Genomic DNA, 26,901 nt, shown 5'->3' with positions numbered 1-26,901 from the left:
TATGGCTGCCGGACATCGAATGCCTTGCCAGCCGGCTTGCGCATCCGATGGTCGATGGCGCGATCCGAACAATCGCGATGGCGCAAACAGACATATCGGCTTCGCAGTTCGGGCTATTTGGCCTCTCGGATAGTCTCTAGGTTTCCTCATAAATGCGGTCGGTCGCGCGGGAAGACACCCGGCGGCTTCGTGCCGAAAACAGGGGATTCCTAGATGAAAAGCCATGCCAAGGTCGTCGTCATCGGTGGCGGTGTCGTCGGATGTTCGGTGCTCTATCACCTGACGAAATTCGGCTGGAAGGACGTGGTGCTGCTCGAGCGCTCCGAGCTGACATCCGGGTCGACCTGGCATGCCGCGGGCGGCATGCATACGATCAACGGCGATCCGAACGTTGCCAAGCTGCAGAAATATACGGTCGAGCTCTACAAGGAGATCGAGGAATATTCCGGTCAGGATATCGGCCTGCACCTGACCTCCGGCCTGATGCTGGCGGCGACGCCGCAGCGTTTTGACTGGCTGAAGTCCATTCTCGCCAAGGGACGCTATAACGGCCTGGAAGCGACGCTGCTGACGCCGAAGGAAGCGCATGAGATGATGCCGCTTCTCGACCCCGATCAGTTCGTCGGCGCGCTCTACGATCCCGTCGAAGGCCATCTCGACCCCTATGGTACGACGCATGCCTATGCGCGCTCGGCCAAGAAGAACGGTGCCGAAATCTATCTGCACACCAAGGTGGAAGAGCTGGTGCAGCGCGAGGACGGCTCCTGGCGGGTCATCACCAATCAGGGCGAGATCATCGCCGAGCATGTCGTCAACGCCGCCGGCCTCTGGGCGCGCGAAGTCGGCCGCATGGTCGGGCTGGAACTGCCGGTGCTTGCCATGGAGCACATGTACCTCATCACCGAAGACATGCCCGAGGTCATCGATTTCAACAGGACGACGGGCAAGGAGCTGATGCACTGCGTCGACTTCGATGGCGAGATCTATCTGCGCCAGGAACGGCAGGGCATGCTGATGGGCACCTACGAGAAGGCCTGTCGCCCCTGGTCGCCGGTAACGACGCCGTGGGATTTCGGCCATGAGCTGCTGGCTGAGGACATCGAGCGCATCACGCCGGAACTGGAAGTCGGTTTCCGCCATTTCCCGGCCTTCAACAATGCCGGCATCAGGAGGATCATCAACGGCCCGTTCACTTTCTCGCCTGATGGTAACCCGCTCGTCGGCCCCGTACGGGGTTTGAGGAACTACTGGTCGGCCTGCGCCGTCATGGCCGGCTTCAGCCAGGGCGGCGGCGTCGGCTTGGCGCTCGCCAACTGGATGATCTACGGCGATCCGGGCTTCGATGTCTTCGCCATGGATGTCTCCCGCTATGGCGACTATGCGACGCTCGCCTATACCAACGCCAAGGTGCGCGAGAACTATGCCCGCCGCTTCTCGATCCGCTATCCGAACGAGGAGCTGCCGGCCGCGCGTCCGCTGCTGACGACGCCGATCTACGACAAGCTGAAGGAAGGCGGCGGCGTCTTCGGCGCTTATTACGGCCTCGAACAGGCGCTGTGGTTTGCTCCCAAGGGCGAGGAGGACCAATTCTCCTGGCGCCGTTCCAACGACTTCGACGTCGTTGGTGCTGAAGCCAAGGCGGTGCGCGAGAGCGTCGGTCTGATGGAGACCTCGGGCTTTGCCAAGTATTCCGTGAAGGGATCGGGGGCTGAGGCCTTCCTCGACAGGCTGCTAACCTGCCGCATTCCGGCCGTCGGCCGCATGACTTTGGCGCCGATGCTGAAGCACGACGGCAAGCTCATCGGCGATTTCACGCTGGCGAAACTTGGAGAGGGGGATTTCCTTCTGATCGGCTCCGGCATTGCCGAAGCCTACCACATGCGCTGGTTCGAAAGCCTGCTGCCGAAAGATGGTTCGGTTCAGCTCGAGGCCCTCGGCCTCTCGCTTCTCGGCCTCTCGATCGCCGGCCCGAATGCCCGCAAGCTGATGCAGAAACTGACCCATCAGGATCTTTCGACCGCTGCCTTCCCCTTCATGTCGATTCGCCGCATGGATCTCGGCATGGCGCCGGCCATCGTCGGCCGCGTCTCCTATACGGGTGATCTCGGCTATGAAATCTGGATGAAGCCGGAATACCAGCGTTATATCTTCGACCTGCTGATGCGGGAAGGCGCCGAATTCGATATCCGGCTCTTTGGTCTAAGGGCGCTGAATGCGCTGCGTCTCGACAAGTCCTATGGCAGCTGGTCGCGCGAATACCGGCCGCTCTATGGGCCTTTCGAGGCCGGCCTCAACCGATTCGTGGCGCTGTCGAAGGAAGCCGATTTCATCGGCAAGGCCGCTGCGGCCAAGGAGAAGGCGGAGGGCGGCACGCTGCGGCTGCGCACCTTCGTCCTGAGCGCCAAGGATGCCGACGTTATCGGTGACGAGCCCATCTACCACAACGGCGCCGTCTGTGGCTGGGTGACGTCGGGCGGTTATGCCCATGGCTCCGGCCTTTCGGTTGCCGTCGGCTATGTACCGAAAGAAATCGCCGACGAAACGCAGGGGTGGTCGATAGAACTGCTTGGCGAGCTTCTGCCTGCGCGGCTGCAGGCCGAGCCATTGTTCGATGCAGACGGCGCACGCATGCGCGCGTAGGCGTTGTCGCTGTCAAAGACGACGGCGGGCCTGCAACGGGTCCGCCGCAGAGAAGAGCTTTTCAGAGCGGGCAGGTTGCCGGCCGGTTTTTGGCTAATTTTGAGCCATGAGCTGCCGCTTTTGTGTCATTTTTGGTCGGATCGGCATCAGCGCACAGCGATTTGAAAAGAATTTGTCAATTTCTCGCCTTTTTGGCTTCACATTTCTTTCGAAAGCGGTATGGAATCGCGGCTAAGGGCCTCTCGAAGGAACCTAAAAAAGTAATAAGAGATGCGGTCGCATGACGCCGCATCCAGGGGAAATGACATATGGATTATTTTATCCAGCAGCTCCTAAACGGGCTGACTCTCGGGTCTATTTACGGCCTGATCGCCATTGGTTACACCATGGTTTACGGCATCATCGGCATGATCAATTTTGCCCATGGTGATGTTTTCATGCTCGGCGGCTTTGCCGCCCTTATCACCTACCTGGTTCTGATCTCGCTCTTTGCCGGTTTGCCCGTCGCGATTATGCTTCTGGTGATGCTCATCGTCGCCATGCTGATGACGAGCCTTTGGAACTGGGTGATCGAGCGCGTGGCTTATCGGCCCTTGCGCGGTTCGTTCCGCCTTGCGCCGCTGATCACGGCGATCGGCATGTCCATCGTGCTGTCGAACTTCATCCAGGTTTCGCAGGGTCCGCGCAACAAGCCGATCCCAACGCTTGTGGGCGACGTCTATAACTTCGGTGAAGTCTCGCTGTCCCTGAAGCAGATCATTATCTTCATTATGACGGTCGTTCTGCTGGCTGCCTTCTGGTACATAGTCAACAAAACGGCGCTCGGCCGCGCCCAGCGCGCCACGGAGCAGGATCGCAAGATGGCGGCGCTGCTCGGCATCAATGTCGATCGCACCATTTCCGTCACCTTCATCATGGGTGCGGCGCTCGCCGCCGTGGCCGGCACGATGTATCTGATGTATTATGGCGTCGCTAACTTCACGGATGGCTTCGTCCCGGGCGTCAAAGCCTTTACCGCGGCGGTTCTCGGCGGCATCGGATCGCTTCCCGGTGCCGTTCTCGGCGGCCTCATGATCGGCTTCATCGAGTCGTTCTGGTCGGGCAACTTTGCCATCGCGTATAAGGATGTCGCGACATATGGCATCCTGGCCTACGTGCTGATCTTCAAGCCGACGGGTATTCTCGGTCGGCCGGAAGTCGAAAAGGTATAACGCCATGGCAAATTCAAATTTCGTTGCAGGCAAGGCCGCGCCCGGCCTTGTCCAGAAAGGCATCACGGACGCTTTCTGGACCGCGCTCATCGCTTTCGGCATGTTCGTTCTCTACATCGGTCTCAAGACCGATCAGAACATAGACAACAAGCTGATCATCGTTCAGCGCTGGGGCCTTCTGGCGATCATCGTCGCAATTGCCGCCGCCGGTCGCTTCGTCATGACGGTTTTCGTTCAGCCCGCTCTGGCAGCGCGTAAGGCAGCCAGGGCCAAGGTGGCGCCGGTGGAGGCTGAAGCTGGCTTCATCGGCAGGAATTTCACCAAGATCGCGCTTCTGCTCCTGCTCGTCTATCCGCTGGCGGCAGTGGCGATTTTCGGCCCGCAGGGATCGCTGACCTATGTCGACAACTTCGGCATTCAGATCCTCATCTATGTGATGCTCGCCTGGGGCTTGAATATCGTTGTCGGTCTCGCCGGCCTTCTCGACCTGGGTTATGTCGCCTTCTATGCGGTCGGTGCCTATTCCTATGCCCTGTTGTCGATGCATTTCGGCTTGTCTTTCTGGATCCTGCTGCCGCTTTCAGGCATGCTTGCCGGTCTTTGGGGCATGATCCTAGGCTTCCCGGTCCTGCGCCTGCGCGGCGACTATCTCGCGATCGTCACGCTGGCCTTCGGTGAAATCATCCGCATCGTGCTGACCAACTGGACCGATTTCACGCAGGGCAGCTTCGGCATCTCCAACATCACCAAGGCATCGCTGTTCGGTTTCTACACGTTCGATCTCAAGGATCCGCACAATCTCATCCGGACCCTGGGTCTGCCGATCTCGTCGGCTTGGTACAAGATCTTCCTGTTCTACGTCATTCTGGGGCTGTGCATGCTGACCGCCTATGTGACGATCAGGCTGCGCCGCATGCCGATCGGACGCGCTTGGGAAGCATTGCGCGAGGACGAAATCGCCTGCCGTTCGCTCGGCATCAATACGGTGACGACCAAGCTGACCGCTTTTGCCACCGGCGCCATGTTCGGTGGCTTCGCAGGCTCCTTCTTCGCGGCACGCCAGGGCTTCGTCTCGCCGGAATCCTTCGTCTTCCTCGAATCTGCCGTGATCCTTGCCATCGTCGTTCTCGGCGGCATGGGCTCGCTCAAGGGCATCGCGATTGCCGCGATCGCCATGGTCGGCGGCACGGAAGTGCTGCGCAACATGAGTTTCCTCAAGACCGGTCTTGTCTTCGGCGACACGACGATCATCCCCGGTTTCGGGCCGGACTTTACTCCGGAACTCTACCGAATGCTGATCTTCGGTCTCGCCATGGTGGTCGTGATGATCTTCAAGCCGCGCGGCTTTGTCGGCACGCGTGAACCGACCGCTTTCCTCAAGGAGCGAAAAGCGGTCTCCGGCAGCTTCACCAAGGAGGGCCACGGCTGATGAACGCTGTGACCGCAAACCCCAACGACATCCTGCTGAAGGTTGATCACCTGTCGATGAAGTTCGGCGGCCTGATGGCGATCAACGACTTCTCCTTCGAGGCGAAACGCGGCGACATCACTGCCTTGATCGGACCGAACGGCGCCGGCAAGACAACCGTGTTCAACTGCATCACCGGTTTCTACAAGCCGACGATGGGCATGCTCACGCTCCAGCAGAAGAGCGGCAAGGAATATCTCCTGGAACGGCTTCCGGATTTCCGGATCACGCGGGAAGCCAAGGTGGCGCGTACCTTCCAGAATATCCGCCTGTTTTCGGGCCTCACCGTGCTTGAAAACCTGCTGGTGGCGCAACATAACAGGCTGATGCGCGCCTCGGGCTATACGGTCCTCGGCCTGCTCGGCGTCGGCCCGTATCGAGCCGAGGCGAAGAATGCGATCGAGCTGGCACGCTTCTGGCTCGAAAAGGCCGATCTCATCGATCGCGCCGACGATCCTGCCGGCGATCTTCCATATGGCGCCCAGCGTCGACTGGAAATCGCACGCGCTATGTGCACTGGTCCCGAACTACTTTGCCTGGACGAGCCGGCCGCCGGCCTCAATCCTCGCGAATCGCTGGTTCTCAACGAGTTCCTGCGCAGCATTCGCAAGGATATAGGCACATCGATCCTGCTGATCGAGCACGACATGTCCGTGGTTATGGAAATCTCCGACCACGTCATCGTGCTCGAATATGGACAGAAGATCGCCGACGGCACGCCGGACGAGGTCAAGAACGATCCGAGAGTGATCGCGGCCTATCTGGGCGTCGAGGATGAAGAAGTGGAAGAGGTGATTGCCGAAGTCGAACACCTCCAAGAGGGTGAAAATTGATGGCGGGGCAACCACTTCTGAAAGTCGCAGGGGTCGAAACTTACTACGGCAATATCCGGGCGCTCGCCGGCGTCGATATCGAAGTCAATAGCGGTGAGATCGTCAGCCTGATCGGCGCGAACGGCGCCGGAAAATCGACGCTGATGATGACGATCTGCGGCAGCCCGCAGGCCCGCGCGGGATCCGTCATTTTCAACGGCCAGGATATCACCCATATGCCGACGCATGAAATTGCCCGGCTTCGCATCGCGCAGTCGCCGGAAGGGCGGCGCATCTTCCCGCGTATGACTGTCTATGAAAACCTGCAGATGGGCGCGAATCTCGACAAGCTCAAATATTTCAATGAGGACGTCGAGAAGATCTTTACGCTCTTTCCGCGTCTGAAGGAGCGCCAGTCGCAGCGTGGCGGCACGCTTTCGGGTGGCGAACAGCAGATGCTGTCGATCGGCCGTGCGCTGATGGCACGTCCCAAGCTGCTCTTGCTGGATGAGCCGTCGCTCGGTCTTGCGCCGCTGATCGTCAGGGGCATCTTCGAGGCCATCAAGGTCCTGAACCAGACCCAGGGGCTGACGGTGTTCCTCGTCGAGCAGAATGCGTTTGCGGCTCTGAAGCTCTCGGACCGCGCCTATGTGATGGTCAACGGCCGGGTGACGATGAGCGGCTCGGGCAAGGACTTGCTGGCCAATCCGGAAGTGCGCGCCGCCTATCTCGAAGGCGGCCATCATTGAGTTTCGTTTCGCGGAGAATTTGACATGCAGGGACTTCTCTTCGACAGCGATAGCGGCGGCCGCATGGTTATCCGCGCGGTCATCGTCATCCTTAGTTTCTGGACTGCGTGGCGCGCCGGTCGCGCCGTCGCCTCCAACTGGGAAAACTATCCGCTCGTCGTCATCTACTGCTTTCTGATCGGCCTTGGCCTGCAGTTCCTGCACCATGCGCTGTTCAATGGGCCGGTGTTCGATCTTACCATCTACATCATCGACGTCGTTCTTGTACTGGTCTTTGCGACGGCAGGATACCGGTATCGGCGTACCGATCAGATGGTCAATAACTATTACTGGCTTTATGAAAAGACCTCGGCCTTTTCCTGGAAGAAGAAGAATTGACAGGGTGCCTAAACTAGGCACAGTCTGCACCAACGTAAGTGTCGTCCTGCCAATAACATAAATGACACAGGGCAGGATCATGCTTCCAGAGTTCGGAATACAAGCGTTACCGGCGTGATGATTGGTGGGTATCGCGCAGGGCGAATCAAACGGAACCCGCTCAAAAATTGGGAGTAACAATATGAAGAAGTATCTTCTGTCGGCGGTGGCTTTGTCGGCGATGATCGCATTCGGTGGCGTTGCGAAGGCTGACATCATCATCGGCGTTGGCGGTCCCTTGACAGGCCCGAACGCCGCCTTTGGTGCACAGCTTCAGAAAGGCGCCGAGCAGGCTGCTGCCGATATCAATGCGGCCGGCGGCATCAACGGGGAAAAGGTCAAGATCGAACTTGGCGACGACGTCTCCGACGCCAAGCAGGGCGTTTCGGTCGCCAACAAGTTCGTTGCTGATGGCGTGAAGTTCGTCGTCGGTCACTTCAACTCGGGCGTCTCCATCCCGGCTTCGGAAGTCTACGCCGAAAACGGCATCATGCAGATCACGCCGGCTTCGACCAATCCGAAATTCACCGAGCGGGGTCTTTGGAACACGTTCCGTACTTGCGGCCGTGACGATCAGCAGGGTGTGGTTGCCGCCAAGTATATCGTCGACAACTTCAAGGGCGCCAAGGTTGCCGTCGTTCATGACAAGACCCCCTATGGTCAGGGCCTTGCCGATGAAACCAAGAAGAACCTCAACGCCGGTGGCATGAAGGAAGTTCTCTACGAAGGCATCACCCCTGGCGACAAGGACTACTCGGCCCTCATCGCCAAGATGAAGCAGGCTGGCGTCGACTTCGTCTACTACGGCGGTCTCCATACCGAAGCCGGGCTGATCCTGCGCCAGATGGCCGACCAGGGCGTGAAGGCACACTTCATGTCGGGTGACGGTATCGTCTCGAACGAGCTGGCTTCCATCGCCGGCGACGCCGTCGACGGCACGCTGATGACCTTTGCGCCGGATCCACGCAAGAACCCGGCTTCTGCCGATCTCGTCGCCAAGTTCCGCGCTGCCGGCTATGAGCCGGAAGGCTATACGCTGTACTCCTATGCCGCCACTCAGATCATCGCCGCTGCGGCAAAGGCTGCCGGCTCCAACGATCCTACGGCCGTTGCAGATGCAGCCAAGGCAAAGGGCCCGTTCAAGACCGCTATCGGCGACCTTAGCTTCAACGCCAAGGGCGATATCACCCGTCCGGACTACGTCATGTACAAGTGGTCCAAGGGTTCCGACGGCAAGTACACCTACGCCGAAATCGCGAAGTAATCTTCGCGTTGCCGGTTTCCGGCTTCGACACGATCTGCAAAGCCCGGCTACGCGCCGGGCTTTTTTCGTTACCATAGGCGGAGGATCGGCATTTCCTTCGCAGCAGACCTGCTTTAAATCTGCCCGTTACAGGCAGGAGGATAAGCAGCATGAGCAAACCCAGGGTTCTTGTTACACGCCGCTGGCCGGTTTCAGTCGAGGCGGCCCTTTCGGAACGTTTCGACGCCACGCTGAGCAAGGACGATGCCGCGCTCGATGCGGCGCAGTTGCGGGATGCGCTTCTCTCCTATGACGCCGTTCTCCCCACCGTTTCCGACAGGCTTCCCGCGGCGCTTTTCGAGGGTGATGCTGTCCAGTCGAAGATCATCGGCAATTTCGGCGTCGGCTTCAATCACATCGATGTCGCCGCCGCCAGGGCGAAGGGTATCGTCGTCACCAATACGCCGGGCGTACTCACCGATTGCACCGCCGATATCGCCATGCTGCTCTTGCTCTCCGTCGCGCGGCGGGGCGGGGAAGGGGAGCGGGAGTTGCGCGCTGGAGCGTGGACCGGCTGGCGACCGACGCACCTGGTCGGCACTAAGGTTACCGGCAAGACTGTCGGCATCATCGGCTTCGGCCGCATCGGCAAGGCGTTTGCGCAGCGCTGCCATTTCGGCTTCGGCATGGATGTCGTCTTCTACAATCGCTCAGTCGTCGATCCGGCGGAGGCCGCGCGCTATGGCGCCAGGCAACTGCAGACGGTGGAGGATGTGCTCCAGGTCTCCGACTTCGTTTCCCTTCACTGCCCTGGCGGCGCGGAAAATCGCCATCTGATGAACGCGGCACGTCTCGCCGCCATGAAGCCGGGTGCTTTCCTCATCAATACCGCGCGCGGCGACGTAATCGACGAAGCGGCTCTGATTGCGGCGCTTGAGCAAGGCACGATCCGCGGCGCCGGCCTCGATGTCTACGAGGCGGAACCGCATGTGCCGGAGCGGCTGAGGGTGCTGGACAATGTCGTGCTTCTGCCGCATCTCGGCAGCGCCACCGAAGAGACCCGCACGGCCATGGGCATGAAGGTGGTGGACAATGTCACCGCCTTCTTCGCCGGTCGCGAGCCGCCGGACCGCGTGGTCTGACGCACTTCCTCTCGTAAGACGACCGGGCGAATTGCGGGCATCTGCAATCGGACGCAGATGCCTTTCTTTTCGGCGTTTGCCGAAAGGCGATGCACACGCACCCGGGATTGGGGGCGTCATCGCAGATGATCGCGTAAGGCACAGAAATTGCTTGCCTTTATTTCGTTGCGGGTTTCAATGATCCGATATCCGCGCGATGTGGCAACCGGAGAGACGAAATGGCATTGACGGCCATAGGCACAAGACCGCAGAGGGCGCGTGGTCGCGGCCATCTTGCGGCCAAGTCGCTTGGCGGCCGCACGCGCCTTGCCGAGCTGTTTCAGGAGGGCGCGGCAAAGATTCGTCTGCCTGAGACCTTCGATAGCTCCATGGAAGCGGTCATTATCAACACGGCCGGCGGCCTTACCGGCGGCGACCGCATGGATTGGAGCATCGTCGCGGGGCCAGGCACGCGTATCGACGTGACCACGCAGGCCTGCGAGAAGATCTATAAGGCTTCCAGCGACACCGCCGAGGTCGGGACCTCCATCAGCGTGGGGTCTGGTGCGCGCGTCGATTGGCTGCCGCAGGAAACCATCCTGTTCGAGCGCGCCTCGCTCTCGCGCAGGCTGGATGTCGAGCTTGACGAAACGGCTGAATTTCTTGCCATCGAAGCGATCCTGCTTGGGCGCAAGGCCATGGGCGAGGCGATGGCCGAAGGGCTGTTTCGCGACCGCTGGCGCATCCGTCGCAGCGGATGCCTGATCCACGCCGAGGAGCTGCGGCTCGATGGCGATATCGCGGCGTTAACGGCCAAGAGCGCTGTGCTCGGCGGCCAGGTTGCCTTCGCGACCGTGCTCTATACCGGAGCGCTGGCGGAGACCTATCTCAGCCGGGTCCGGCCGCTGGTCGAGGCGCATATGGCAGGCGCCAGCCAGTGGAAAGACAAGCTCGTGCTGCGGCTTGCCGCTGCCGATGGCTTCGCGCTCAGAAAAGTCCTGATTCCGGTCATTTCCACCTTGCGCAACGGAGCGCCAGTGCCGAAAGTCTGGAACCTGTAGTCCCAAGAGCCGGATGATTTTAGGCCTGCTTGACCTAAAATCATCCGGCTCCAGAATCAAAAAAGTAGAGCATGATGTCGTCCGAAAACCGCTCAGACTTTTCGGCATCATGCTCTAGAAACAGCAATCCGATAGGTAGGCGATGAACCTCACTCCGAGAGAAAAAGACAAGCTGCTGATTTCCATGGCGGCAATGGTGGCGCGGCGACGGCTGGAGCGCGGCGTCAAGCTCAACCATCCCGAAGCCATCGCACTGATCACCGATTTCGTGGTCGAGGGCGCCCGCGACGGCCGTCCGGTCGCGGAGCTTATGGAGGCCGGCGCTCACGTCATTACCCGCGATCAGGTGATGGAGGGCATCGCCGAGATGATCCACGATATTCAGGTGGAGGCGACGTTCCCGGATGGAACGAAGCTCGTCACCGTGCACGAACCCATCCGCTGAGGCAGCCATGTTGGAACTCAGACCCAATTGCGAGTGTTGCGACGGGGATTTGCCGCCGGAAAGCCGGGAGGCGATGATCTGCACATTCGAGTGCACTTTCTGCACGGATTGCGTCGACAAGGTCTTGGGTGGTCGCTGCCCGAATTGCGGCGGCGAATTCGTCCAGCGCCCCGCTCGCCCGGGGGCACTGCTCGCCAAATATCCTGCTTCGACGAAACGTGTTCTGAAGGCCGAGGGATGCGCTCCCGTTCGGGCAGCATGAGGAGAGAACCATGATCCCAGGTGAAATCATCGCTGCCAGCGGCGACATTGAGCTCAATGCCGAAGCGCCGACTGTGACGCTTGAGGTTTCCAACACCGGCGATCGACCGGTGCAGGTCGGAAGCCATTATCATTTTGCCGAAACCAACGCCGGGCTTGCCTTCGATCGCGACAAGGCGAGGGGCATGCGGCTCGATATTCCTGCGGGAACCGCGGTGCGTTTCGAGCCGGGCCAGACGCGCTCGGTGACGCTGATTCCGCTATCGGGCAAGCGCGAAGTCTATGGCTTCCGTCAGCAGATCATGGGCAAGCTCTAGGTCTTCTTTGGGGGAGTTCGATGTCGTTGAAATTGCTTTTGCCTGCTGCAGCTCTTGCCGCAGCACTGATCTGCGGTCCGGCCTTTGCGCAGAACAATCCGGATGAACAGAAGATCGATTGCGCCAAGGCAGAGGCGCAGACGGATATGAACATCTGTGCTGCGCTCGATTTCGACACCGCCGATAAGGCGCTGAACGTACAATACAAGAAAACCCGCGCTGCGATGGCTGCCATCGATTCGGATCTCGACAACGACATGAAGGGGGCTGAAAAGGCGCTCATCAAGGCGCAGCGCGCCTGGGTGGACTATCGCGACGGTGAGTGTGAGGCGCAAGGGTTCCAGGCACGCGGCGGCTCCATGGAGCCCATGATGGTTTCCGGCTGCAAAGCGGATTTGACCAGGAAGCGGACCAAGGAACTGAAAGAGCTCGCCGACGGGCTCGGAGGCAATTAGTGAGCAATAGACGCAAGGTGGTGATCGTCGGCAATGGAGAGATCGCCGCAGGGGCGGCAGCGACAATCGATGCTGCCGATCTCGTGATCCGCTTCAACGACTGCCGTTCGATGGGTGCCGGCGGCAGCCGGACCGATGTCGTTGCTGTCTGCAACACCGGCCGGCCGGCGCGCGCCATGCTCGGCTCGGCGGAATGGCGAAAGAGCCCAGCCGTTGCCTCAGCTTCGGAAATCTGGAGCGTGCGCGATCCCCGCAAATTCGCTGCTTTGCGCGCGTCCTTGGCGATCTCGCATCCGGAGCTCGATGATTTCTGCGACGATTACACCGATCAGTTCGCCGCCTTCTGCAAAGCCACAGGCAAGCGGCATGTCGTGATCGATCAGTCCGTTCACGACGATGTCGATACGGCGCTCGCCGCCTATGAGCCCGGCTCTTATGTCGTGCCGAGCAGCGGCATGATCGTCATCGCCGAGGTACTGGCCCGCTATCCCGACGACGATGTCGCCATTACCGGTTTCAGCCATACGGGTTGGAACGAGCATCCCTTTGCCGCCGAGCAGCGGCTTGTCGACGGCTATGTTTCCCTCGGCCGTCTCAAGCGCCTTGTCGATACGAACCTCATTTCTGCCTCCCAAGGAGACTGACCCATGCCCTACAGGATTTCCCGTGCCTCCTACGCCAGCATGTTCGGGCCGACGGTCGGCGACAAGGTGCGCCTGGCCGATACGGAACTGTTCATCGAGGTCGAGAAGGATTTCACCACTTATGGCGAGGAGGTGAAGTTCGGCGGCGGCAAGGTCATTCGCGATGGCATGGGGCAGAGCCAGGTGACGCGCGCGAACGGAGCTGTCGACACCGTCGTCACCAATGCGCTGATCCTCGACCATTGGGGGATTGTGAAGGCGGATATCGGCCTGAAGGACGGCCGCATCGTCGCAATCGGCAAGGCCGGCAATCCGGATATGCAGCCTGATGTCAACATCATCGTCGGGCCGGGCACGGAGGTGATCGCAGGCGAGGGCAAGATCGTCACCGCCGGCGGCATGGATAGCCATATCCACTTCATCTGCCCGCAGCAGATCGAGGAAGCGCTGATGTCGGGCATCACCACCATGCTTGGCGGCGGCACCGGCCCGGCGCATGGAACGCTTGCGACCACCTGTACGCCCGGACCATGGCATCTGGCGCGTATGATCGAATCCTTCGATGCCTTTCCGATGAATATCGGCCTTTCCGGCAAGGGCAATGCCTCGCTGCCGGCGGCGCTGGAAGAGATGGTGCTTGGCGGCGCCTGCTCGCTTAAGTTGCATGAGGACTGGGGTACGACGCCGGCGGCGATCGACTGCTGCCTCAGCGTGGCCGACGCCTATGACGTGCAGGTGATGATCCACACGGATACATTGAACGAAAGCGGCTTCGTCGAAGATACGATCGGCGCCATCAAGGGCCGTACGATCCATGCCTTCCACACGGAAGGCGCAGGCGGCGGCCACGCTCCCGACATCATCAAGATCTGCGGCCAGGCGAACGTCATCCCGTCATCGACCAATCCGACGCGGCCTTATACGGTTAACACGATCGCCGAGCATCTCGACATGTTGATGGTCTGCCATCATTTGTCGCCGTCGATCCCCGAGGATATCGCCTTTGCCGAAAGCCGCATCCGCAAGGAGACGATCGCGGCGGAGGATATTCTTCACGATATCGGCGCCTTCTCGATCATTTCATCCGACAGCCAGGCCATGGGCCGCGTCGGCGAAGTGGCTATCCGCACCTGGCAGACCGCCGACAAGATGAAGCGCCAGCGCGGTCGTCTGGCGCAGGAGGTCGGCGACAACGACAACTTCCGCGTGAAGCGCTATATCGCCAAGTATACGATCAATCCCGCCATCGCCCATGGCGTCAGCCATGAGGTCGGGTCGATCGAGATCGGCAAGCGCGCCGATCTGGTGATCTGGAACCCGGCCTTTTTCGGCGCCAAACCCGAGATGGTTCTGCTTGGCGGCTCTATTGCTGCGGCGCCAATGGGAGATCCCAATGCGTCCATCCCGACACCGCAGCCGATGCATTATCGCCCGATGTTCGGCGCTTTCGGCAAGAATCGCACGAATTCTTCGGTAACCTTCGTTTCCCAGGCTGCCTTCGACGCGGGGCTTGCCGGCAAGCTTGGCGTCGCCAAGACGCTGCTGCCGGTCAGGAATACTCGCGGCGGCATCTCGAAGGCGTCGATGATCCATAACAGCCTCACCCCTCATATCGAGGTGGACCCGGAGACCTACGAAGTGCGCGCGGACGGCGAGCTTCTCACCTGTGAGCCGGCGACGGTGCTGCCGATGGCGCAGCGCTATTTCCTTTTCTAAAGAGCGCGCCGATTCGTTGCCAGCGACACATGCGAGGGCCCCGGTTTCCGGGGCCTTCGTGGTTTTATGCGGTTAATTCAGCATTATCATAGGCTTGTGGAGGCGGTTCCGCACTTCGCCTTCTGGTTTGCGGAGGCGGGAGCGCGGCTGGCTATCAGAGATTGTTCACAAGTTGGGAAATGCCGGGCATTTTAATGATTCCATTAAAGACCTGGAAGCGCCTTCACCCCTATCTCACATGACTGAAACGGTGGCAGAGGAAGGTGAATCGCATGAAACAATGGATTTCGCTGCAAGCCGAAGTCGGCAATTTTCAGCAGAAGCGTGCGATTTATATTTTCGCGCTTAAGATGAGTTTTGCAGCTGTCATCATGTCGCTTGCGATCATGGTCGCGATGCTTCCCGTGTTGCAATGGCTCGATCTCCTGCCATTGCCGATCATGGAGGTCATGCGTTTCGGCGTTCTGCTCGCCTGGATCATCGGCGGTACCGTTTCCGGTGCGCTGGCGATATTGGCCGGTTTCTCGATTCACAAGCTTGCCGTTTCCCGTGCCGAATTCGAACGGCTGAGCCGTACCGATGGGCTTTCCGGCCTGCTCAATCGCCGCGCCTTTACGGAAGCGCTGACCAAGGCCGGGCACGGCGCCTCGTTGGTGATCTTCGACGTCGATCGCTTCAAGACGATCAATGACCGCTTCGGTCACGCATCCGGCGATGCCGTGATCATCGCGGTCTCGCAGATATTGGGGCGTGTCTTCACGGGTGAGGACATGATCGCCCGTCTCGGCGGCGAGGAGTTTGGCGCGATTATCCATGGTGGTGATATCGATGAACGCATTGCCCGTGTCGAAGCCATCAAGGAGCAGGTCGCCAATCATCCGATCGCGATCGACGGTGGCTCGGTCAAGATTACCGTCTCGGCCGGAATTGCCGACATAGGCAAGGATCGCAAGACGGAGGGCGTCTATGCCGCCGCCGACAAGGCGCTTTATCTGGCCAAGACGCTCGGGCGCAATCGCGTCGTGCACGAGCGCGAGCGTCTGTCTCAGGTCTGGCGCCGCTATACCACCGAGCAGGAAGAGGATGTCCCGCCGGCCCTCATGGAATTGCAGCGCTACGTGTATCGCATGTAGCGCCGCCGAGCGGCATTCGCGCTTGCGCGGGGAGCGACTATTCTGCATGCTCCCGCGGAGCTTTAATTTGGATCCGCCATGCAACGCGTCACCTCCTATCTGCCAGCCGGCACTCCATCCTCCAATCCCATCGATCGTGTTGTCCTGCCGCATGATCTCAGGCATTTGCGCCGCAAGCTGCTGCACCTCGAAAACGGTGAGATGGTCATGCTCGACCTGAAGGAGCCGGTGCTGTTTGCCAATGGCGATCTGCTCGTGCGAGAGGACGGCGAGTTGATCGAGATCGTCGCGGCGGACGAAAAGCTCTTCGAGATCAAGCCACGGGATCGCCGGCATCTGGTCGAGCTTGCCTGGCATCTCGGCAATCGCCATCTTTCCGCTCAAATCGAGGAAGAGCGTATCCTCATTCTGCGCGATCATGTGATCCGTTCCATGCTCGAAGGGCTTGGCGCGACGGTTTCCGAGGTCAGCGAGCCGTTCCAGCCGGCGCGTGGCGCCTATCATTCTCACGGCAGCCATTCGCAAGGGCATCATCATGATCATGGGCACGATCATCATTCCCATGACTGAGTGCAGGCGATCGACATGGCGATGACCGATGATCGCGATCTTCAGGCTTTGCTGCGGCTGATGGCCTGGCTGTCGCCGGCTTTTCCGGTGGGATCTTTTGCCTATTCCGGCGGTCTCGAGCGCGCTGTTCATGACGGGCTGGTTTATGATGTCGGAAGTCTGCGGGACTGGATCGCGACCATGATGCACCACGGCGCCGCCTGGAACGACGCCGTTCTGCTGGCGGAAGCGCACCATGCCGGAGAAGACGCGCCGCGGCTCGCAGCCGTGGCGGAACTTGGCGAGGCGTTGGCGGGCTCGAAGGAGCGCCACACCGAGACCATGCTGCTTGGGGAGGCCTTTCTGGCGGCTGCCGGTGCCTGGCCGCACGAGATCTTTGCGATGCTGCCGGCAAAGACCGTCTATCCCGTTGCAGTGGGCGCCGTTGCCCGTGCGCATGATGTTCCCCTTCAGAAGACGCTTGCTGCCTTCCTGCATGCGCTTGCGTCGCAGATGCTGTCGGCCGGCATCCGGCTCGGTGTGACCGGGCAGAAGGATGGCGTCGCCGTTCTCGCGGCCTTGGAGGACGTTATCGCCGAAGTGGCGAAACGCGCGGCGCAATCCGATCTCGACGATCTCGGCGCAGCGACCGTGCAGGCCGACATTGCGAGCCTGCGCCACGAAACCCAGAGGACGCGGCTTTTTCGCTCGTGATGCGCGGCCCGAAGAAAATCCCACCGCCGAGGTTCATCCTACGTCATTCACCGCTGTGCGGCGCGCGGATGCTTCGCTATCCTGCTATTTTACCGGAGTTGCGACTATGAAATCGAGAAATGGACCTTTGCGCGTCGGCATCGGTGGGCCCGTCGGCTCGGGCAAGACGGCGCTGACGGAAAAGCTGTGCAAGGCGATGCGCGACGATTATTCCGTCGCCGTCGTCACCAACGACATCTATACGACGGAGGATGCGGAAGCGTTGGTGCGGATGCAGGCGCTGCCGTCGGATCGCATCGTCGGTGTCGAAACCGGCGGCTGCCCGCATACCGCCATTCGCGAGGATGCGACGATCAACCTGCAGGCCATTGCCGGCCTCAACGAACGGCTCCCCGATCTCGACGTAGTCTTCATCGAATCCGGCGGCGACAATCTTGCGGCAACCTTTTCGCCCGATCTTGCCGATATCACCATCTATGTCATCTCGGTGTGTCAGGGCGAGGAGATACCGCGCAAAGGCGGCCCGGGCATCACCAAATCGGACCTTCTCGTCATCAACAAGAAGGATCTGGCGCCCTTCGTCGAGGTGGATCTTGAGGTGATGGATCGCGATGCGACCCGGATGCGTCAGGCGCGTCCCTTCGTCTTTTCCGACATGAAGCGGGGCGAGGGCGTCAGCAAGATCGTCGATTTCCTAAAGGAACAGGGCGGCCTGTGAGCCGCCCCGTCATTATTCAAGGATCCGAACAGGCTGCTCTATTCAGCCGCAAAAGGCGGCAGTCTTAGCACGTTCGTACCTTTCGGCTTGGAGCCGCGCGTATCCCTGTTTTCCATGGCGTCCACGCGCTCCTCCAAGGTGGCAAGCGACTGGCGGTTTTCGTTGACGGCGGTTGCCAGGCCTTCCTTGGTCACCACTTCATCATCCGCATCCTTCTTGCCGACCAGCCTGCCGAAGAGGAAGCCGAGCAGGCGCGATACGTCGTCCATGATCAGGAAGAAGGACGGCACGACCACCAGGCTCAGCACCGTCGAGACGATGATGCCGCCGATGACGGCGATCGCCATCGGCGCGCGGAAGGTGCCGCCTTCGCCGACGCCGAGGGCTGACGGCAGCATGCCGGCCGACATGGCGATCGAGGTCATGATGATCGGACGGGCGCGCTTGCGGCCGGCTTCGATGACGGCATCGAGCCTCGGCATGCCCCGATGCATCATCTCGATGGCGAAATCGACCAGCAGGATGGCGTTCTTCGTTACGATGCCCATCAGCATGAGAATGCCGATCATCACGGGCATGGAGAGCGCGTTGCCGGTCAGGATCAATGCCAGCGCCACGCCGCCGATCGCCAGTGGCAGCGAAAACAGAATGGTGAAGGGCTGGATCACATCCTTGAACAGCAGGATCAGCACGGTCAGGACGAGCAGAAGGCCGAGCAGCATGGCATTGCCGAAGCTCTGCACCATTTCCTTCTGGACCTTGGTGTCGCCGCTCACCGCCAGATGTACGGTGGCCGGGATCCTGGCGCTATTGACGATATCGAGGAAGTGCTCCGATGCCGTATCCAGCGCCACGCCCTGCGGCAGATCGGCGCCGATGGCGACGACGCGATAGCGGTTGTTGCGCTTGATCGACGACAGGCCTTCGGAATATTCGATATCGGCAACAGTCGACATCGGCACCGTGGCGCCCGTGGATGTCTTGATACGCAAGGCGCGGATTGCGGCAAGATCGCGCCGCATGCCGAGCGAGGCCTGGACGCGGATCGGGATCTGGCGATCGTCGAGCGAGATCTTGGCAAGCGAAGCGTCGATATCGCCGATGGTGGCCACGCGCACCGTGTCGGAAATCATCTGTGGCGTGATGCCGAGGCGAGCCGCCTCGTCCTTGCGCGGATAGATCTGCAATTCGGGACGCGGCAGCGCGCCGTCGGCACTGACGTTTGCGAGTGCCGGATCGGTGCGCAACTCTGCTTCCAGAATGCCGACCGCCTGCTTCAGATCCTTTTCGCTACGGGAAAGGAAATTATAGGTCAGGTCGCGGTCGCCACGGTCGTTGAGCTTGGTGATGCGCACGTCCGGAATCGAGCGCAATTTTGCGAAGACTTCCTTTTCCACCTCCCATTGCGGGCGCAGGCGGCCATGCACCGCGACCTTCGGCAGGTAGGGGCCGATGACGGGCAGCGAGCCGAGGACATCGTTGACGAGCTTCTTCGTCAGCGACTGGTCGAGCTTGCCGAGCTCCAGCGTCACCGTTGCGCGGCGCAGCTCCAGATCGCCTTTCGGCGAGGCGCCGCCGAGCACGAAGACGTTTTCAATACCGTCGATGCCCTTGACGCGACGATAGATCTCATTGGTCACCTGCTCGGTATCATCGAGCCGTGCGTTCGGGGGAAGCTCGGCCGACAGCACGATGCGCGAGGAGTCTTCCGGCGGGATGAAGCTGCCGGGGACGAACATGATGAGCGCGGCCACGGAGGCGATGGAGAAAGCGAATGCCGCAATCAGCGTCGGGTAGCGCGTATACCACTTCTTGGTCGTCATTCGCACGAGCGCGCTATAGCCGCGCATGAAGCGGCCGTCATTGTCGTGATGATCGTCGACGCCGTCTTCGGCGCGCATGAGGTAGGCGGCCATCATCGGCGTGATCAGACGCGCGACAAGCAGGGAGAAAAACACCGAGAAGGCGACCGTCAGGCCGAACTGGATGAAGTACTGGCCCGGAATGCCTGGCATGAAGGAAACGGGCACGAAGACCGCGATGATGGTGAAGGTCGTCGCGATGACGGCGAGGCCGATTTCATCTGCCGCGTCGATGGCGGCGCGGTACGGCGTCTTGCCCATCTTGATGTGGCGGGAGATGTTTTCGATTTCGACGATGGCGTCGTCTACGAGAATGCCGGTCGCGAGCGTCAGCGCGAGGAAGCTGACGAGGTTCAGCGAAAAGCCGATCTGGTTCATGATCCAGAATGTCGGGATCGCGGACAGCGGCAATGCCACCGCCGAAATCAGCGTTGCGCGCCAGTTTCTCAGGAAAAGGAACACCACGATAACGGCCAGGAGCGCGCCTTCGAGCAGCGTATGCATCGCCGATTCATAGTTGCCGTAGGTGTAGTAGACCGCGTCGTCGATCATCTCGATCGAGACGTTCGGATTTTCGGCGCGCACCTTGTCGAGCGTGTCGGCGACGGTCTTGGCGACGGTCACTTCGCTGGCGCCCTTGGCGCGGAATACGCCGAAGGTAACGACAGGGGCGCTATTGAACCGCGAGAACGACTTCGGCTCCTGATAGGTGTCCTTGATCACGCCGAGGTCGGAGAGCTTGACGAAGCGGCCGTTGGTCAGCGCAATCGTCGTGTCGGCCAGCTGAGCGACGGCACGGGCGTCGCCGAGCACGCGGATAGCCTGCTCGCTGCCGGCGACCTGGCCGCGACCGGATCCGAGATCGATATTGGTGCCGCGCAACTGCTGGCTGACGGACAGCGCAGTGATGCCATAGGCGTTCAGCTTGTTCGGATCGAGTTCGATGCGCACTTCGCGGTCGGCGCCGCCATAGCGGTCGACGCGGCCGATGCCCGCCTTGCCCTGCAAAGCGCGCTTGACCGTGTCGTCCACGAACCAGGACAGCTCTTCCAGGGTCATGTTGGGCGAGGAGACTGCGAAGCTCTGGATCGCCTGGCCGACGACGTCGACCTTCGAGACGATCGGCTGGTCGATCGTGGACGGCAGGGTGCCGCGGATGCGGTCGATGGCGTCCTTGGTGTCCTGAACGGCCTGCTGTGTCGGTACTTCGAGACGGAAGATGACGACGGTCTGCGATTGGCCGTCGGTAACGGTCGATTGTATCTCATCGATGCCGTTGATGCCGGCAACGGCGTCTTCGACCACCTTCGTCACCTGCATTTCGAGTTCGGCCGGCGAGGCGCCGCTCTGCGTCACGGTGACGTTGACAACAGGCACGTCGATGTTCGGAAAGCGCGTGATCGGCAGATTGAAGAAGGCGTGTGCGCCCACGATCATCAGCAGGAAAAAGCCGAGGAGCGGCGCGACCGGATTTCGGATGGACCAGGCGGAGAAGTTCATGGGGTCGTTCTCGCTCAGTTGGAGGCTTGCGAGGCATCGCGCACGGGCGTGATGCGGTCACCGTCGCGGACATAGGCGCCGGCCTTGGCAACGACATCGTCGCCGGCCTTCAGGCCCTTGAGAATCTCGATATAGGCGCCATCCTGAATGCCGGTCTCGACATTCACGAACTTGACGACGCCGTTCTCGACCTTACGGGCGGAGGAGCCGTTTTCGTCCGTGTTGACGGCCGTCAGCGGCAAGGCGACGCCTTCTTCCTGGCGAATGATGATCTCGGCGCTGCCATACATGCCGGCGCGGGCTTTTTCGCCGTCGTCGATGGAGATGTGCACCGCGCCGAGGCGGGTGACGGAATCGACGATCGGAGCGACGAGACGGATGGTGCCGGCAAGCTTTTCACGGCTGCCCGACAGCGAAATCCGGGCCTTCTGTCCGACGGCGATCTTGGTGATATCGCTTTCGGAAACGTCGACCACCAGTTCGAGCTGGCTGTTGCGGATGATGGTAAAGAGCGGATCGCCATTGCCGCTGGCGATGGCGCCGACACGAGCGCTGCGGGACGCGACTGTGCCTGCGACAGGGGTCTTGATGCCGGTGCGGGCGAGCTTGAGGTCCGTATCGGCGATCTGGCTGTCGGTGACTTTGAGGTCGGCCTCGGCAACCGCGATCGCCTGTTCGGCCGATGCCTCGCGCGCCTTGTTGGCGGCCGCTGCGGCATTCGCCTGTTCGACGGAGGAGGTCGACATCGTGCCCTTGGCGCCCATTGCGACGGCGCGGACGCGCTGCAGTTCGGCCTCCTCGGCGTTGGCGCGGGCCTCGGTGAGCTGCGCGTGTAACTGGGCAAGGCTGGCCTCGCCCTTGGCTCGCGTTGCCTGCATCTGGCTCTTCTGCAGGACCAGCGCGTCGTCATTGAGCGTGGCGAGCGTGCTGTTCGCCTCGACCTTGTCGCCGACATCGGCATCGAGCGTGCGGATCGAGAGGCCATCGACCTGTGGCTGGATGTAGACTTCTTCGACCGCCTTCACTGTGCCCGTTGCAACCACCTTGTCGGTCAGCTTCCGCGTGGCGGCGGTGGTGATGACGATCGCGGGCAGATTCTGCTTCGGTTTCGTAACGACAGGCTCATCGGCCAGTGCGGCGGGCGCTGTCAGCAGGGAAAGCAGGATTGCAGTCATGCTTAGTAGTCTAAACGGCGTGGAGGCCATGCGTCCGGTTCCAGTTCGGCAATTGGTCAAAGGGATTTCGCTGTTTTCCGTCGCGAATACGGGGATCAATGCATGCGAGCCGGCTATTCCCGGCGGATCAACATCCGTCTTTCATGCTTGCAGATCCTCATCCTAAATTTGCTCTCTTAAATGGGAGCGGTTTTCAAATCCCGCAAGATCACGAGAAAATGATTTCGCGGGTATTTCTACCTGTCGCAACCATGCGAAGCAATCACGGCATTGTGATGTCGCAATTCAAATAGTTGATGACTGACCGCTTTTTAGGCAACTGCGGCGGCAAAGCTAGCTTTTTGTTGCTATTGTTACAAAATGAAAAAAACGCGCGTGGTGATGAGCCCCGCGCGTTTCTCTGCCGTTGGCCGGTATTGGACCTATTTCAACGCCGCGTCCGTGATATCGTGCGTATAGGCGCCGGAAGGCTTCTTGGTGATGATCTTCTGATTGAGCAGCGCCTCGACTGTGCGGTCATAGAGCTTCATGTCGAGCTTGCCGCTGCCGATTAGCTTGGCGACTTCGCCTGCCATGCGCTTCTGATGGTTCTCGTCCTGACCGCCATTGTCCACGACGATTCCGGCGGCTTCGTCCGGATGTTCGACGGCGTATTTCCAGCCCTTCATCGAAGCGCGGACGAACTTCACCATGTTGGCCTTGAACTTCGCGTCCTTCAGCTTGTCTTCCTTGACATAGAGGCCGTCTTCCAGAAGGTCGTTGCCGAGCTTGGTATAGTTGAAGACCGTCAGGTCTTCAGCCTTGAAGCCGGCATCGATCGCCTGCCAATACTCGTTATAGGTCATGACGGAGATGCAGTCGGCCTGCTTCTGCACGAGCGGCTGGACGTCGAAGCTCTGCTTCAGCACGTTGACGCCGTCCTTGCCGCCGTCGGTCTTCAGGCCGAGTTTATGCATCCAGGCGAAGAACGGATATTCGTTGCCGTAGAACCAGACGCCGAGCGTATGGCCCTTGAAGTCCTTTTCCGTCTTGATCGGGCCATCCTTCGGGCAGATCAGTTCCAGGCCGGACTTTTCGAAAGGCTGGGCGATGTTGATCAGCGGCACGCCCTTTTCGCGGGCAACGAGCGCACCACCCATCCAGTCGACGATGACGTCGGCGCCGCCGCCGGCGATGACCTGCTCGGGGGCGATATCCGGGCCACCCGGCTTGATCTCGACGTCGAGGCCTTCTTCCTTGTAGAAGCCCTTGTCCTTGGCGACGAAATAGCCGCCGAACTGGCCCTGGGCCACCCATTTCAGCTGCAGCGTTACCTTGTCGGCGGCCATTGCCGCCTGGGCGGCCGCCAGGGTCACTGCACTTGCCATCAATGCGAGCATTATTTTTTTCATGTCTTCACCCTTTTTCCCTCTGAAGTTATGCCTTGATCCCTTGGAAGGGATCCCGGATTACGTCTGCCCACCGCGGATAGACGGATGCCAGAACGTCGTCATTCTCTCGACAATGGCGACGATACCGTAAAAGACGGAGCCTGCGACCGCGGCGACTGCGATCTCAGCCCAGACCATGTCGACATTCATTCGGCCGATTTCGGTCGAGATGCGAAAGCCCATACCCGACATGGGTGTGCCGAAGAATTCCGCCACGATGGCACCGATAAGAGCCAAGGTCGAGTTGATCTTCAGCGCATTGAAAATAAAGGGCGCGGCAGCCGGCAGGCGCAGCTTGAACAGCGTCTGCCAGTAGCTCGATGCATAGGTGCGCATCAGGTCGCGTTCCATGTTGCCGGATGCGGCAAGGCCGGCCACCGTGTTCACCAGCATGGGGAAGAAGGTCATGATGATGACGACGGCGGCCTTGGATTCCCAGTCGAAGCCGAACCACATGACCATGATCGGCGCAACACCGATGATCGGCAAGGCGGAGACCAGATTGCCGATCGGCAGCAGGCCGCGGCGCAGAAAGGCGACGCGATCCGCGAGAATGGCGACGATGAAGCCGCTGGCGCAGCCGATGATGTAGCCGAACAGCACCGCCTTGAAGATCGTCTGCTGAACATCCGTCCACAAGGTCGATACGGAGCCGGCTATCCGCGCACCGATTGCGCTCGGCGGCGGCAACAGAATGAAGGGAATGCCGGCGCCGCGCGTGGCGGCTTCCCAGATGATGAGGATCCATGCACCGAAGATCGCCGGGACCAGCAACCGCAGCGTATAGCTTCCGGCGGGCGACAGCGACCGGACGGTCGACAGGATGGAGACGCAACGCCAGGCCAGCAGCCAGGCAGCGGCGATCAGAAGGAAGAAAGACGCCTGCGCCTTGCCTTCGTTGCCCGAGATCCCCGACAGCAGCAACCAGGTGACGGCATGGGCTGCGAAGAAGAGAATTGCGGCGCAAAGGGTTTCGGACATATTCATGAACGAAAGAAGCGCGGCAGCGGCAATGAGAATGAAGATGACGAAAGTCGTGCCGCTGCTGACGGGCGTGGCTGCATCCGAGCCGAGCAACGGCAGCGCCGGGATCGCTACGAGACAGAGGAGAAGAGAGACCACGGCCTGCCAGGAGAAATGAAACTGCTTCATGCCGTTCTCCCTCCCATCGAGCGATCGACGATGCGTGCGGCGACACTGACGATGGCGACGAGCATCGCAGCCAGAATCGAGCCTGCCACCAGTGCCGCCCATATGTCGATCGTCTGGCTGTAGTAGGAGCCGGCCAGCAGCTTTGCACCGATGCCGGCGACGGCGCCCGTCGGCAGTTCGGCGACGATTGCGCCGACGAGGCTTGCGGCAATCGCTACCTTCATTGAAGTGAAGAGAAAGGGGACTGAGGCTGGCACGCGCAGTTTCCAGAAGGTCTGCGAGGCGCTGGCATTGTAGGTCCGCATCAGGTCGAGATGCATGACTTCCGGAGAGCGCAGCCCCTTCACCATGCCGACGGCAACGGGAAAGAAGGAGAGGTAGGTCGAGATCAGCGCCTTCGGAATGAGGCCGGTAATATTGATCGCGGCAAGCACGACGATGACCATCGGTGCGATCGCCAGGATCGGCACGGTCTGCGATGCGATGATCCAGGGCATAAGGCTGCGGTCCAGCGCCACGACATGCACGATTCCGACTGCGATCAGGATGCCGAGCACCGTCCCTAAGGCGAAGCCGACTGCTGTAGAGGACAGCGTGACCCATGCATTGTAGACGAGGCTGCGGTTGCTTGTGGGAGCGCGAAGGAAGGTATTTTCGAAGACGTTTTGCGCCACCTGATGCGGCGCGGGCAGGGTCGGCTTCGGCTGGGCCAGCGTCTTGCCGATGAATTCCATCGTCGTCGAGGTGACGTTGGCGCGCCGGTCGAGATCGCGCTGGAACGGCGCGTTGAGGACGACCGCGAAGACATACCAGAGAACCAGGATCGCGAGCACGATGGTTCCGACCGGCAGGATCTTGTGTTTGAAGACTTGTTCCTTCTCCATCGTCATGTCCTCCCTTGCGCGGGGAGCAGCATCAATGCCATGGCGGCGACGCCGAGCGCCGAGATCAGGACCAGTATGTTGTTGCTGGCGATATAGGCGCGCGAAGCAGTCGCTCCGCTGATGAAGATCGCCATCGCGCCGGCAAGCCAAAGGAGGAATTGCGGATTCATAACACTCCTCCTGTCATGGCGCTGCCCCTCATCCGGTCTTCTGAGTACTTATTGAAGGGCGGCCACCTTCTCCCCGTTTTGGCGGGCAGAAGAGGATGGAGGCGCCTGCAGCCTTCCCATCGGCGGATGAGGTTGGCGGGCTTGCCGAGGTCATTCCCTCTCCCCGTGCACGGGGAGAGGGTTAGGGTGAGGGGCCGTCGCGCGACGGAGCTATCCATCATCCTATTCCTCATAGCTATGCCCCGCTCTCAAACCTTCGCGGACCCGATGGGCGATTTCCAGGAATTCGGGCGTTTCGCGAATGCCGAGCGGCCGTTCCGTCGGCAGCGTCGATTCGATAACGTCGGTAACACGGCCCGGACGGGGTGACATGACGACGATTTTGGTGGACAGGTAGACCGCCTCCGGGATGGAGTGCGTGACGAAGCATATGGTCTTGTTCGTCCGCTTCCACAGCTTCAGCAATTGTTCGTTGAGGTGGTCGCGGACGATTTCGTCAAGCGCGCCGAAGGGCTCGTCCATCAGCAGGAGATCGGCATCGAAGGCCAGCGCGCGGGCAATCGAGGCGCGCTGCTGCATGCCGCCCGAGAGCTGCCAGGGGAATTTCTTCTCGAAGCCGCTGAGATTGACGAGTTCCAACGTCTGCGCGATGCGCTTGTCCTGTTCGTTTTTGTCATAGCCCATGATCTCGAGCGGCAGAGCGATGTTCTTTTCGATGGTGCGCCAGGGATAGAGGGCGGCCGCCTGGAAGACATAGCCGTAGGCACGCGCCTTACGGGCTTCTTCCGGCGACATGCCGTTGACGGTGATATCGCCCGAGCTCTTGCGTTCGAGATCGGCGATGACCCGCAGGAAGGTGGTCTTGCCGCAGCCCGAAGGGCCGATGAAGGAGACGAAATCGCCCTTGCGAACGTCGAGGTCGACGTTGCTCAGTGCATGCACCGGCCCGTCGTTCGTATCGTAGGTGAGACAGAGATTCCGCGCGGCGACGACGGAAGAAGCGGATGACGTCATTAACACCTACCAGTCCTGTTTTCTCCGCTCGGTCGGGGCG

The 26,901-nt window shown here is 60.5% G+C and carries 26 protein-coding genes; 19 read left to right on the top strand and 7 right to left on the bottom strand.

Features of this window, described 5'->3' with window-relative positions:
- The first annotated feature begins 213 nt into the window (after positions 1-213).
- The 19 genes from RHSP_RS00470 to ureG all read left to right on the top strand — a co-directional run bounded on the left by RHSP_RS00470 (position 214) and on the right by ureG (position 17,674).
- Positions 214-2,640, top strand: coding sequence for a GcvT family protein (locus RHSP_RS00470; protein WP_037148662.1), 2,427 nt, complete (start codon positions 214-216; stop codon positions 2,638-2,640).
- A gap of 308 nt (positions 2,641-2,948) precedes the next feature.
- Positions 2,949-3,851 carry a branched-chain amino acid ABC transporter permease gene (locus RHSP_RS00465; protein WP_004107106.1) on the top strand — a complete coding sequence of 301 codons (903 nt, stop codon included), beginning with the start codon at positions 2,949-2,951 and terminating at the stop codon, positions 3,849-3,851.
- A gap of 4 nt (positions 3,852-3,855) precedes the next feature.
- A complete protein-coding gene (gene livM, locus RHSP_RS00460; RefSeq protein WP_004107105.1) occupies positions 3,856-5,280 on the top strand; it encodes a high-affinity branched-chain amino acid ABC transporter permease LivM in 1,425 nt (474 codons plus the stop codon).
- Positions 5,280-6,152 (top strand): ABC transporter ATP-binding protein, encoded by an 873-nt coding sequence (locus RHSP_RS00455; protein ID WP_004107104.1) that lies wholly within the window; start codon positions 5,280-5,282, stop codon positions 6,150-6,152. Before livM ends, RHSP_RS00455 begins: the two co-directional genes overlap by 1 nt.
- Positions 6,152-6,880 carry an ABC transporter ATP-binding protein gene (locus RHSP_RS00450; protein WP_037148658.1) on the top strand — a complete coding sequence of 243 codons (729 nt, stop codon included), beginning with the start codon at positions 6,152-6,154 and terminating at the stop codon, positions 6,878-6,880. Before RHSP_RS00455 ends, RHSP_RS00450 begins: the two co-directional genes overlap by 1 nt.
- A gap of 24 nt (positions 6,881-6,904) precedes the next feature.
- Complete coding sequence (locus RHSP_RS00445) at positions 6,905-7,258, top strand: DUF6867 family protein (RefSeq protein WP_004107102.1); 354 nt, start codon at positions 6,905-6,907, stop codon at positions 7,256-7,258.
- 181 nt (positions 7,259-7,439) lie between these two features.
- Entirely contained in the window at positions 7,440-8,561 is a 1,122-nt protein-coding gene (locus tag RHSP_RS00440) for a branched-chain amino acid ABC transporter substrate-binding protein (protein ID WP_004107099.1), read from the top strand.
- Positions 8,562-8,710: 149 nt separating this feature from the next.
- On the top strand, positions 8,711-9,682 hold the full coding sequence (locus RHSP_RS00435) for a 2-hydroxyacid dehydrogenase (protein WP_004107096.1): 972 nt from the start codon (positions 8,711-8,713) through the stop codon (positions 9,680-9,682).
- 218 nt (positions 9,683-9,900) lie between these two features.
- Positions 9,901-10,722 carry an urease accessory protein UreD gene (locus RHSP_RS00430; protein WP_004107093.1) on the top strand — a complete coding sequence of 274 codons (822 nt, stop codon included), beginning with the start codon at positions 9,901-9,903 and terminating at the stop codon, positions 10,720-10,722.
- Positions 10,723-10,864: 142 nt separating this feature from the next.
- A complete protein-coding gene (locus RHSP_RS00425; RefSeq protein WP_004107086.1) occupies positions 10,865-11,167 on the top strand; it encodes an urease subunit gamma in 303 nt (100 codons plus the stop codon).
- A 7-nt stretch (positions 11,168-11,174) separates the two neighbouring features.
- Entirely contained in the window at positions 11,175-11,429 is a 255-nt protein-coding gene (locus RHSP_RS33250; RefSeq protein ID WP_081615271.1) for a DUF1272 domain-containing protein, read from the top strand.
- 10 nt (positions 11,430-11,439) lie between these two features.
- On the top strand, positions 11,440-11,745 hold the full coding sequence (locus RHSP_RS00420) for an urease subunit beta (protein WP_004107083.1): 306 nt from the start codon (positions 11,440-11,442) through the stop codon (positions 11,743-11,745).
- A gap of 20 nt (positions 11,746-11,765) precedes the next feature.
- Complete coding sequence (locus RHSP_RS00415) at positions 11,766-12,200, top strand: lysozyme inhibitor LprI family protein (RefSeq protein ID WP_004107081.1); 435 nt, start codon at positions 11,766-11,768, stop codon at positions 12,198-12,200.
- Positions 12,201-12,220: 20 nt separating this feature from the next.
- The gene (locus RHSP_RS00410; RefSeq protein ID WP_037148681.1) at positions 12,221-12,844 is read left to right on the top strand and encodes a hypothetical protein; all 624 of its coding nucleotides are present in this window, start codon (positions 12,221-12,223) and stop codon (positions 12,842-12,844) included.
- Positions 12,845-12,847: 3 nt separating this feature from the next.
- A complete protein-coding gene (ureC, locus tag RHSP_RS00405; RefSeq protein WP_037148655.1) occupies positions 12,848-14,560 on the top strand; it encodes an urease subunit alpha in 1,713 nt (570 codons plus the stop codon).
- 272 nt (positions 14,561-14,832) lie between these two features.
- Positions 14,833-15,693, top strand: a complete 861-nt coding sequence (locus tag RHSP_RS00400; RefSeq protein WP_037148652.1) for a GGDEF domain-containing protein — start codon at positions 14,833-14,835, stop codon at positions 15,691-15,693.
- Positions 15,694-15,771: 78 nt separating this feature from the next.
- On the top strand, positions 15,772-16,263 hold the full coding sequence (gene ureE, locus RHSP_RS00395) for an urease accessory protein UreE (RefSeq protein WP_037148650.1): 492 nt from the start codon (positions 15,772-15,774) through the stop codon (positions 16,261-16,263).
- Positions 16,264-16,284: 21 nt separating this feature from the next.
- Entirely contained in the window at positions 16,285-16,956 is a 672-nt protein-coding gene (locus RHSP_RS00390; protein ID WP_037148677.1) for an urease accessory protein UreF, read from the top strand.
- A gap of 106 nt (positions 16,957-17,062) precedes the next feature.
- Positions 17,063-17,674, top strand: coding sequence for an urease accessory protein UreG (gene ureG, locus RHSP_RS00385; protein ID WP_004107069.1), 612 nt, complete (start codon positions 17,063-17,065; stop codon positions 17,672-17,674).
- A 38-nt stretch (positions 17,675-17,712) separates the two neighbouring features.
- Here the strand turns inward: ureG and RHSP_RS00380 are convergent, their stop codons facing one another.
- From RHSP_RS00380 to RHSP_RS00350, 7 genes are all read right to left on the bottom strand, one after another.
- Positions 17,713-21,036 (bottom strand): efflux RND transporter permease subunit, encoded by a 3,324-nt coding sequence (locus RHSP_RS00380; protein ID WP_004107066.1) that lies wholly within the window; start codon positions 21,034-21,036, stop codon positions 17,713-17,715.
- Positions 21,037-21,050: 14 nt separating this feature from the next.
- Positions 21,051-22,211, bottom strand: coding sequence for an efflux RND transporter periplasmic adaptor subunit (locus RHSP_RS00375; protein ID WP_240535330.1), 1,161 nt, complete (start codon positions 22,209-22,211; stop codon positions 21,051-21,053).
- 422 nt (positions 22,212-22,633) lie between these two features.
- Positions 22,634-23,602 carry an ABC transporter substrate-binding protein gene (locus tag RHSP_RS00370; RefSeq protein ID WP_037148641.1) on the bottom strand — a complete coding sequence of 323 codons (969 nt, stop codon included), beginning with the start codon at positions 23,600-23,602 and terminating at the stop codon, positions 22,634-22,636.
- A gap of 57 nt (positions 23,603-23,659) precedes the next feature.
- Complete coding sequence (locus tag RHSP_RS00365) at positions 23,660-24,793, bottom strand: ABC transporter permease (protein ID WP_004107058.1); 1,134 nt, start codon at positions 24,791-24,793, stop codon at positions 23,660-23,662.
- The gene (locus RHSP_RS00360; RefSeq protein ID WP_004107056.1) at positions 24,790-25,677 is read right to left on the bottom strand and encodes an ABC transporter permease; all 888 of its coding nucleotides are present in this window, start codon (positions 25,675-25,677) and stop codon (positions 24,790-24,792) included. The genes RHSP_RS00365 and RHSP_RS00360 overlap by 4 nt, the downstream gene beginning before the upstream one ends.
- Before the next feature lie 2 nt (positions 25,678-25,679).
- Positions 25,680-25,847 (bottom strand): hypothetical protein, encoded by a 168-nt coding sequence (locus tag RHSP_RS35045; RefSeq protein ID WP_167332636.1) that lies wholly within the window; start codon positions 25,845-25,847, stop codon positions 25,680-25,682.
- 222 nt (positions 25,848-26,069) lie between these two features.
- Positions 26,070-26,861 (bottom strand): ABC transporter ATP-binding protein, encoded by a 792-nt coding sequence (locus RHSP_RS00350; RefSeq protein WP_004107055.1) that lies wholly within the window; start codon positions 26,859-26,861, stop codon positions 26,070-26,072.
- Positions 26,862-26,901: the final 40 nt, after the last annotated feature.

This window comes from Rhizobium freirei PRF 81 (assembly GCF_000359745.1).
GTDB classification, from domain to species: Bacteria; Pseudomonadota; Alphaproteobacteria; order Rhizobiales; family Rhizobiaceae; genus Rhizobium; species Rhizobium freirei.
Note: the sequence above shows the minus strand (reverse complement) of the source record. Positions and strands in the feature narration are given on the sequence as shown.

Coding starts and splice junctions, on each gene's coding strand:
- RHSP_RS00415 (WP_004107081.1), top strand. CDS start 11,766: ATGTCGTTGAAATTGCTTTTGCCTGCTGCAGCTCTTGCCGCAGCACTG.
- RHSP_RS00430 (WP_004107093.1), top strand. CDS start 9,901: ATGGCATTGACGGCCATAGGCACAAGACCGCAGAGGGCGCGTGGTCGC.
- ureE (WP_037148650.1), top strand. CDS start 15,772: ATGCAACGCGTCACCTCCTATCTGCCAGCCGGCACTCCATCCTCCAAT.
- RHSP_RS00465 (WP_004107106.1), top strand. CDS start 2,949: ATGGATTATTTTATCCAGCAGCTCCTAAACGGGCTGACTCTCGGGTCT.
- RHSP_RS35045 (WP_167332636.1), bottom strand. CDS start 25,847: ATGAATCCGCAATTCCTCCTTTGGCTTGCCGGCGCGATGGCGATCTTC.
- RHSP_RS00420 (WP_004107083.1), top strand. CDS start 11,440: ATGATCCCAGGTGAAATCATCGCTGCCAGCGGCGACATTGAGCTCAAT.
- RHSP_RS33250 (WP_081615271.1), top strand. CDS start 11,175: ATGTTGGAACTCAGACCCAATTGCGAGTGTTGCGACGGGGATTTGCCG.
- RHSP_RS00375 (WP_240535330.1), bottom strand. CDS start 22,211: ATGACTGCAATCCTGCTTTCCCTGCTGACAGCGCCCGCCGCACTGGCC.
- RHSP_RS00365 (WP_004107058.1), bottom strand. CDS start 24,793: ATGAAGCAGTTTCATTTCTCCTGGCAGGCCGTGGTCTCTCTTCTCCTC.
- RHSP_RS00360 (WP_004107056.1), bottom strand. CDS start 25,677: ATGGAGAAGGAACAAGTCTTCAAACACAAGATCCTGCCGGTCGGAACC.
- ureC (WP_037148655.1), top strand. CDS start 12,848: ATGCCCTACAGGATTTCCCGTGCCTCCTACGCCAGCATGTTCGGGCCG.
- RHSP_RS00370 (WP_037148641.1), bottom strand. CDS start 23,602: ATGAAAAAAATAATGCTCGCATTGATGGCAAGTGCAGTGACCCTGGCG.
- RHSP_RS00400 (WP_037148652.1), top strand. CDS start 14,833: ATGAAACAATGGATTTCGCTGCAAGCCGAAGTCGGCAATTTTCAGCAG.
- RHSP_RS00435 (WP_004107096.1), top strand. CDS start 8,711: ATGAGCAAACCCAGGGTTCTTGTTACACGCCGCTGGCCGGTTTCAGTC.
- RHSP_RS00350 (WP_004107055.1), bottom strand. CDS start 26,861: ATGACGTCATCCGCTTCTTCCGTCGTCGCCGCGCGGAATCTCTGTCTC.
- RHSP_RS00440 (WP_004107099.1), top strand. CDS start 7,440: ATGAAGAAGTATCTTCTGTCGGCGGTGGCTTTGTCGGCGATGATCGCA.
- RHSP_RS00455 (WP_004107104.1), top strand. CDS start 5,280: ATGAACGCTGTGACCGCAAACCCCAACGACATCCTGCTGAAGGTTGAT.
- RHSP_RS00425 (WP_004107086.1), top strand. CDS start 10,865: ATGAACCTCACTCCGAGAGAAAAAGACAAGCTGCTGATTTCCATGGCG.
- RHSP_RS00450 (WP_037148658.1), top strand. CDS start 6,152: ATGGCGGGGCAACCACTTCTGAAAGTCGCAGGGGTCGAAACTTACTAC.
- RHSP_RS00380 (WP_004107066.1), bottom strand. CDS start 21,036: ATGAACTTCTCCGCCTGGTCCATCCGAAATCCGGTCGCGCCGCTCCTC.
- ureG (WP_004107069.1), top strand. CDS start 17,063: ATGAAATCGAGAAATGGACCTTTGCGCGTCGGCATCGGTGGGCCCGTC.
- livM (WP_004107105.1), top strand. CDS start 3,856: ATGGCAAATTCAAATTTCGTTGCAGGCAAGGCCGCGCCCGGCCTTGTC.
- RHSP_RS00445 (WP_004107102.1), top strand. CDS start 6,905: ATGCAGGGACTTCTCTTCGACAGCGATAGCGGCGGCCGCATGGTTATC.
- RHSP_RS00390 (WP_037148677.1), top strand. CDS start 16,285: ATGACCGATGATCGCGATCTTCAGGCTTTGCTGCGGCTGATGGCCTGG.
- RHSP_RS00470 (WP_037148662.1), top strand. CDS start 214: ATGAAAAGCCATGCCAAGGTCGTCGTCATCGGTGGCGGTGTCGTCGGA.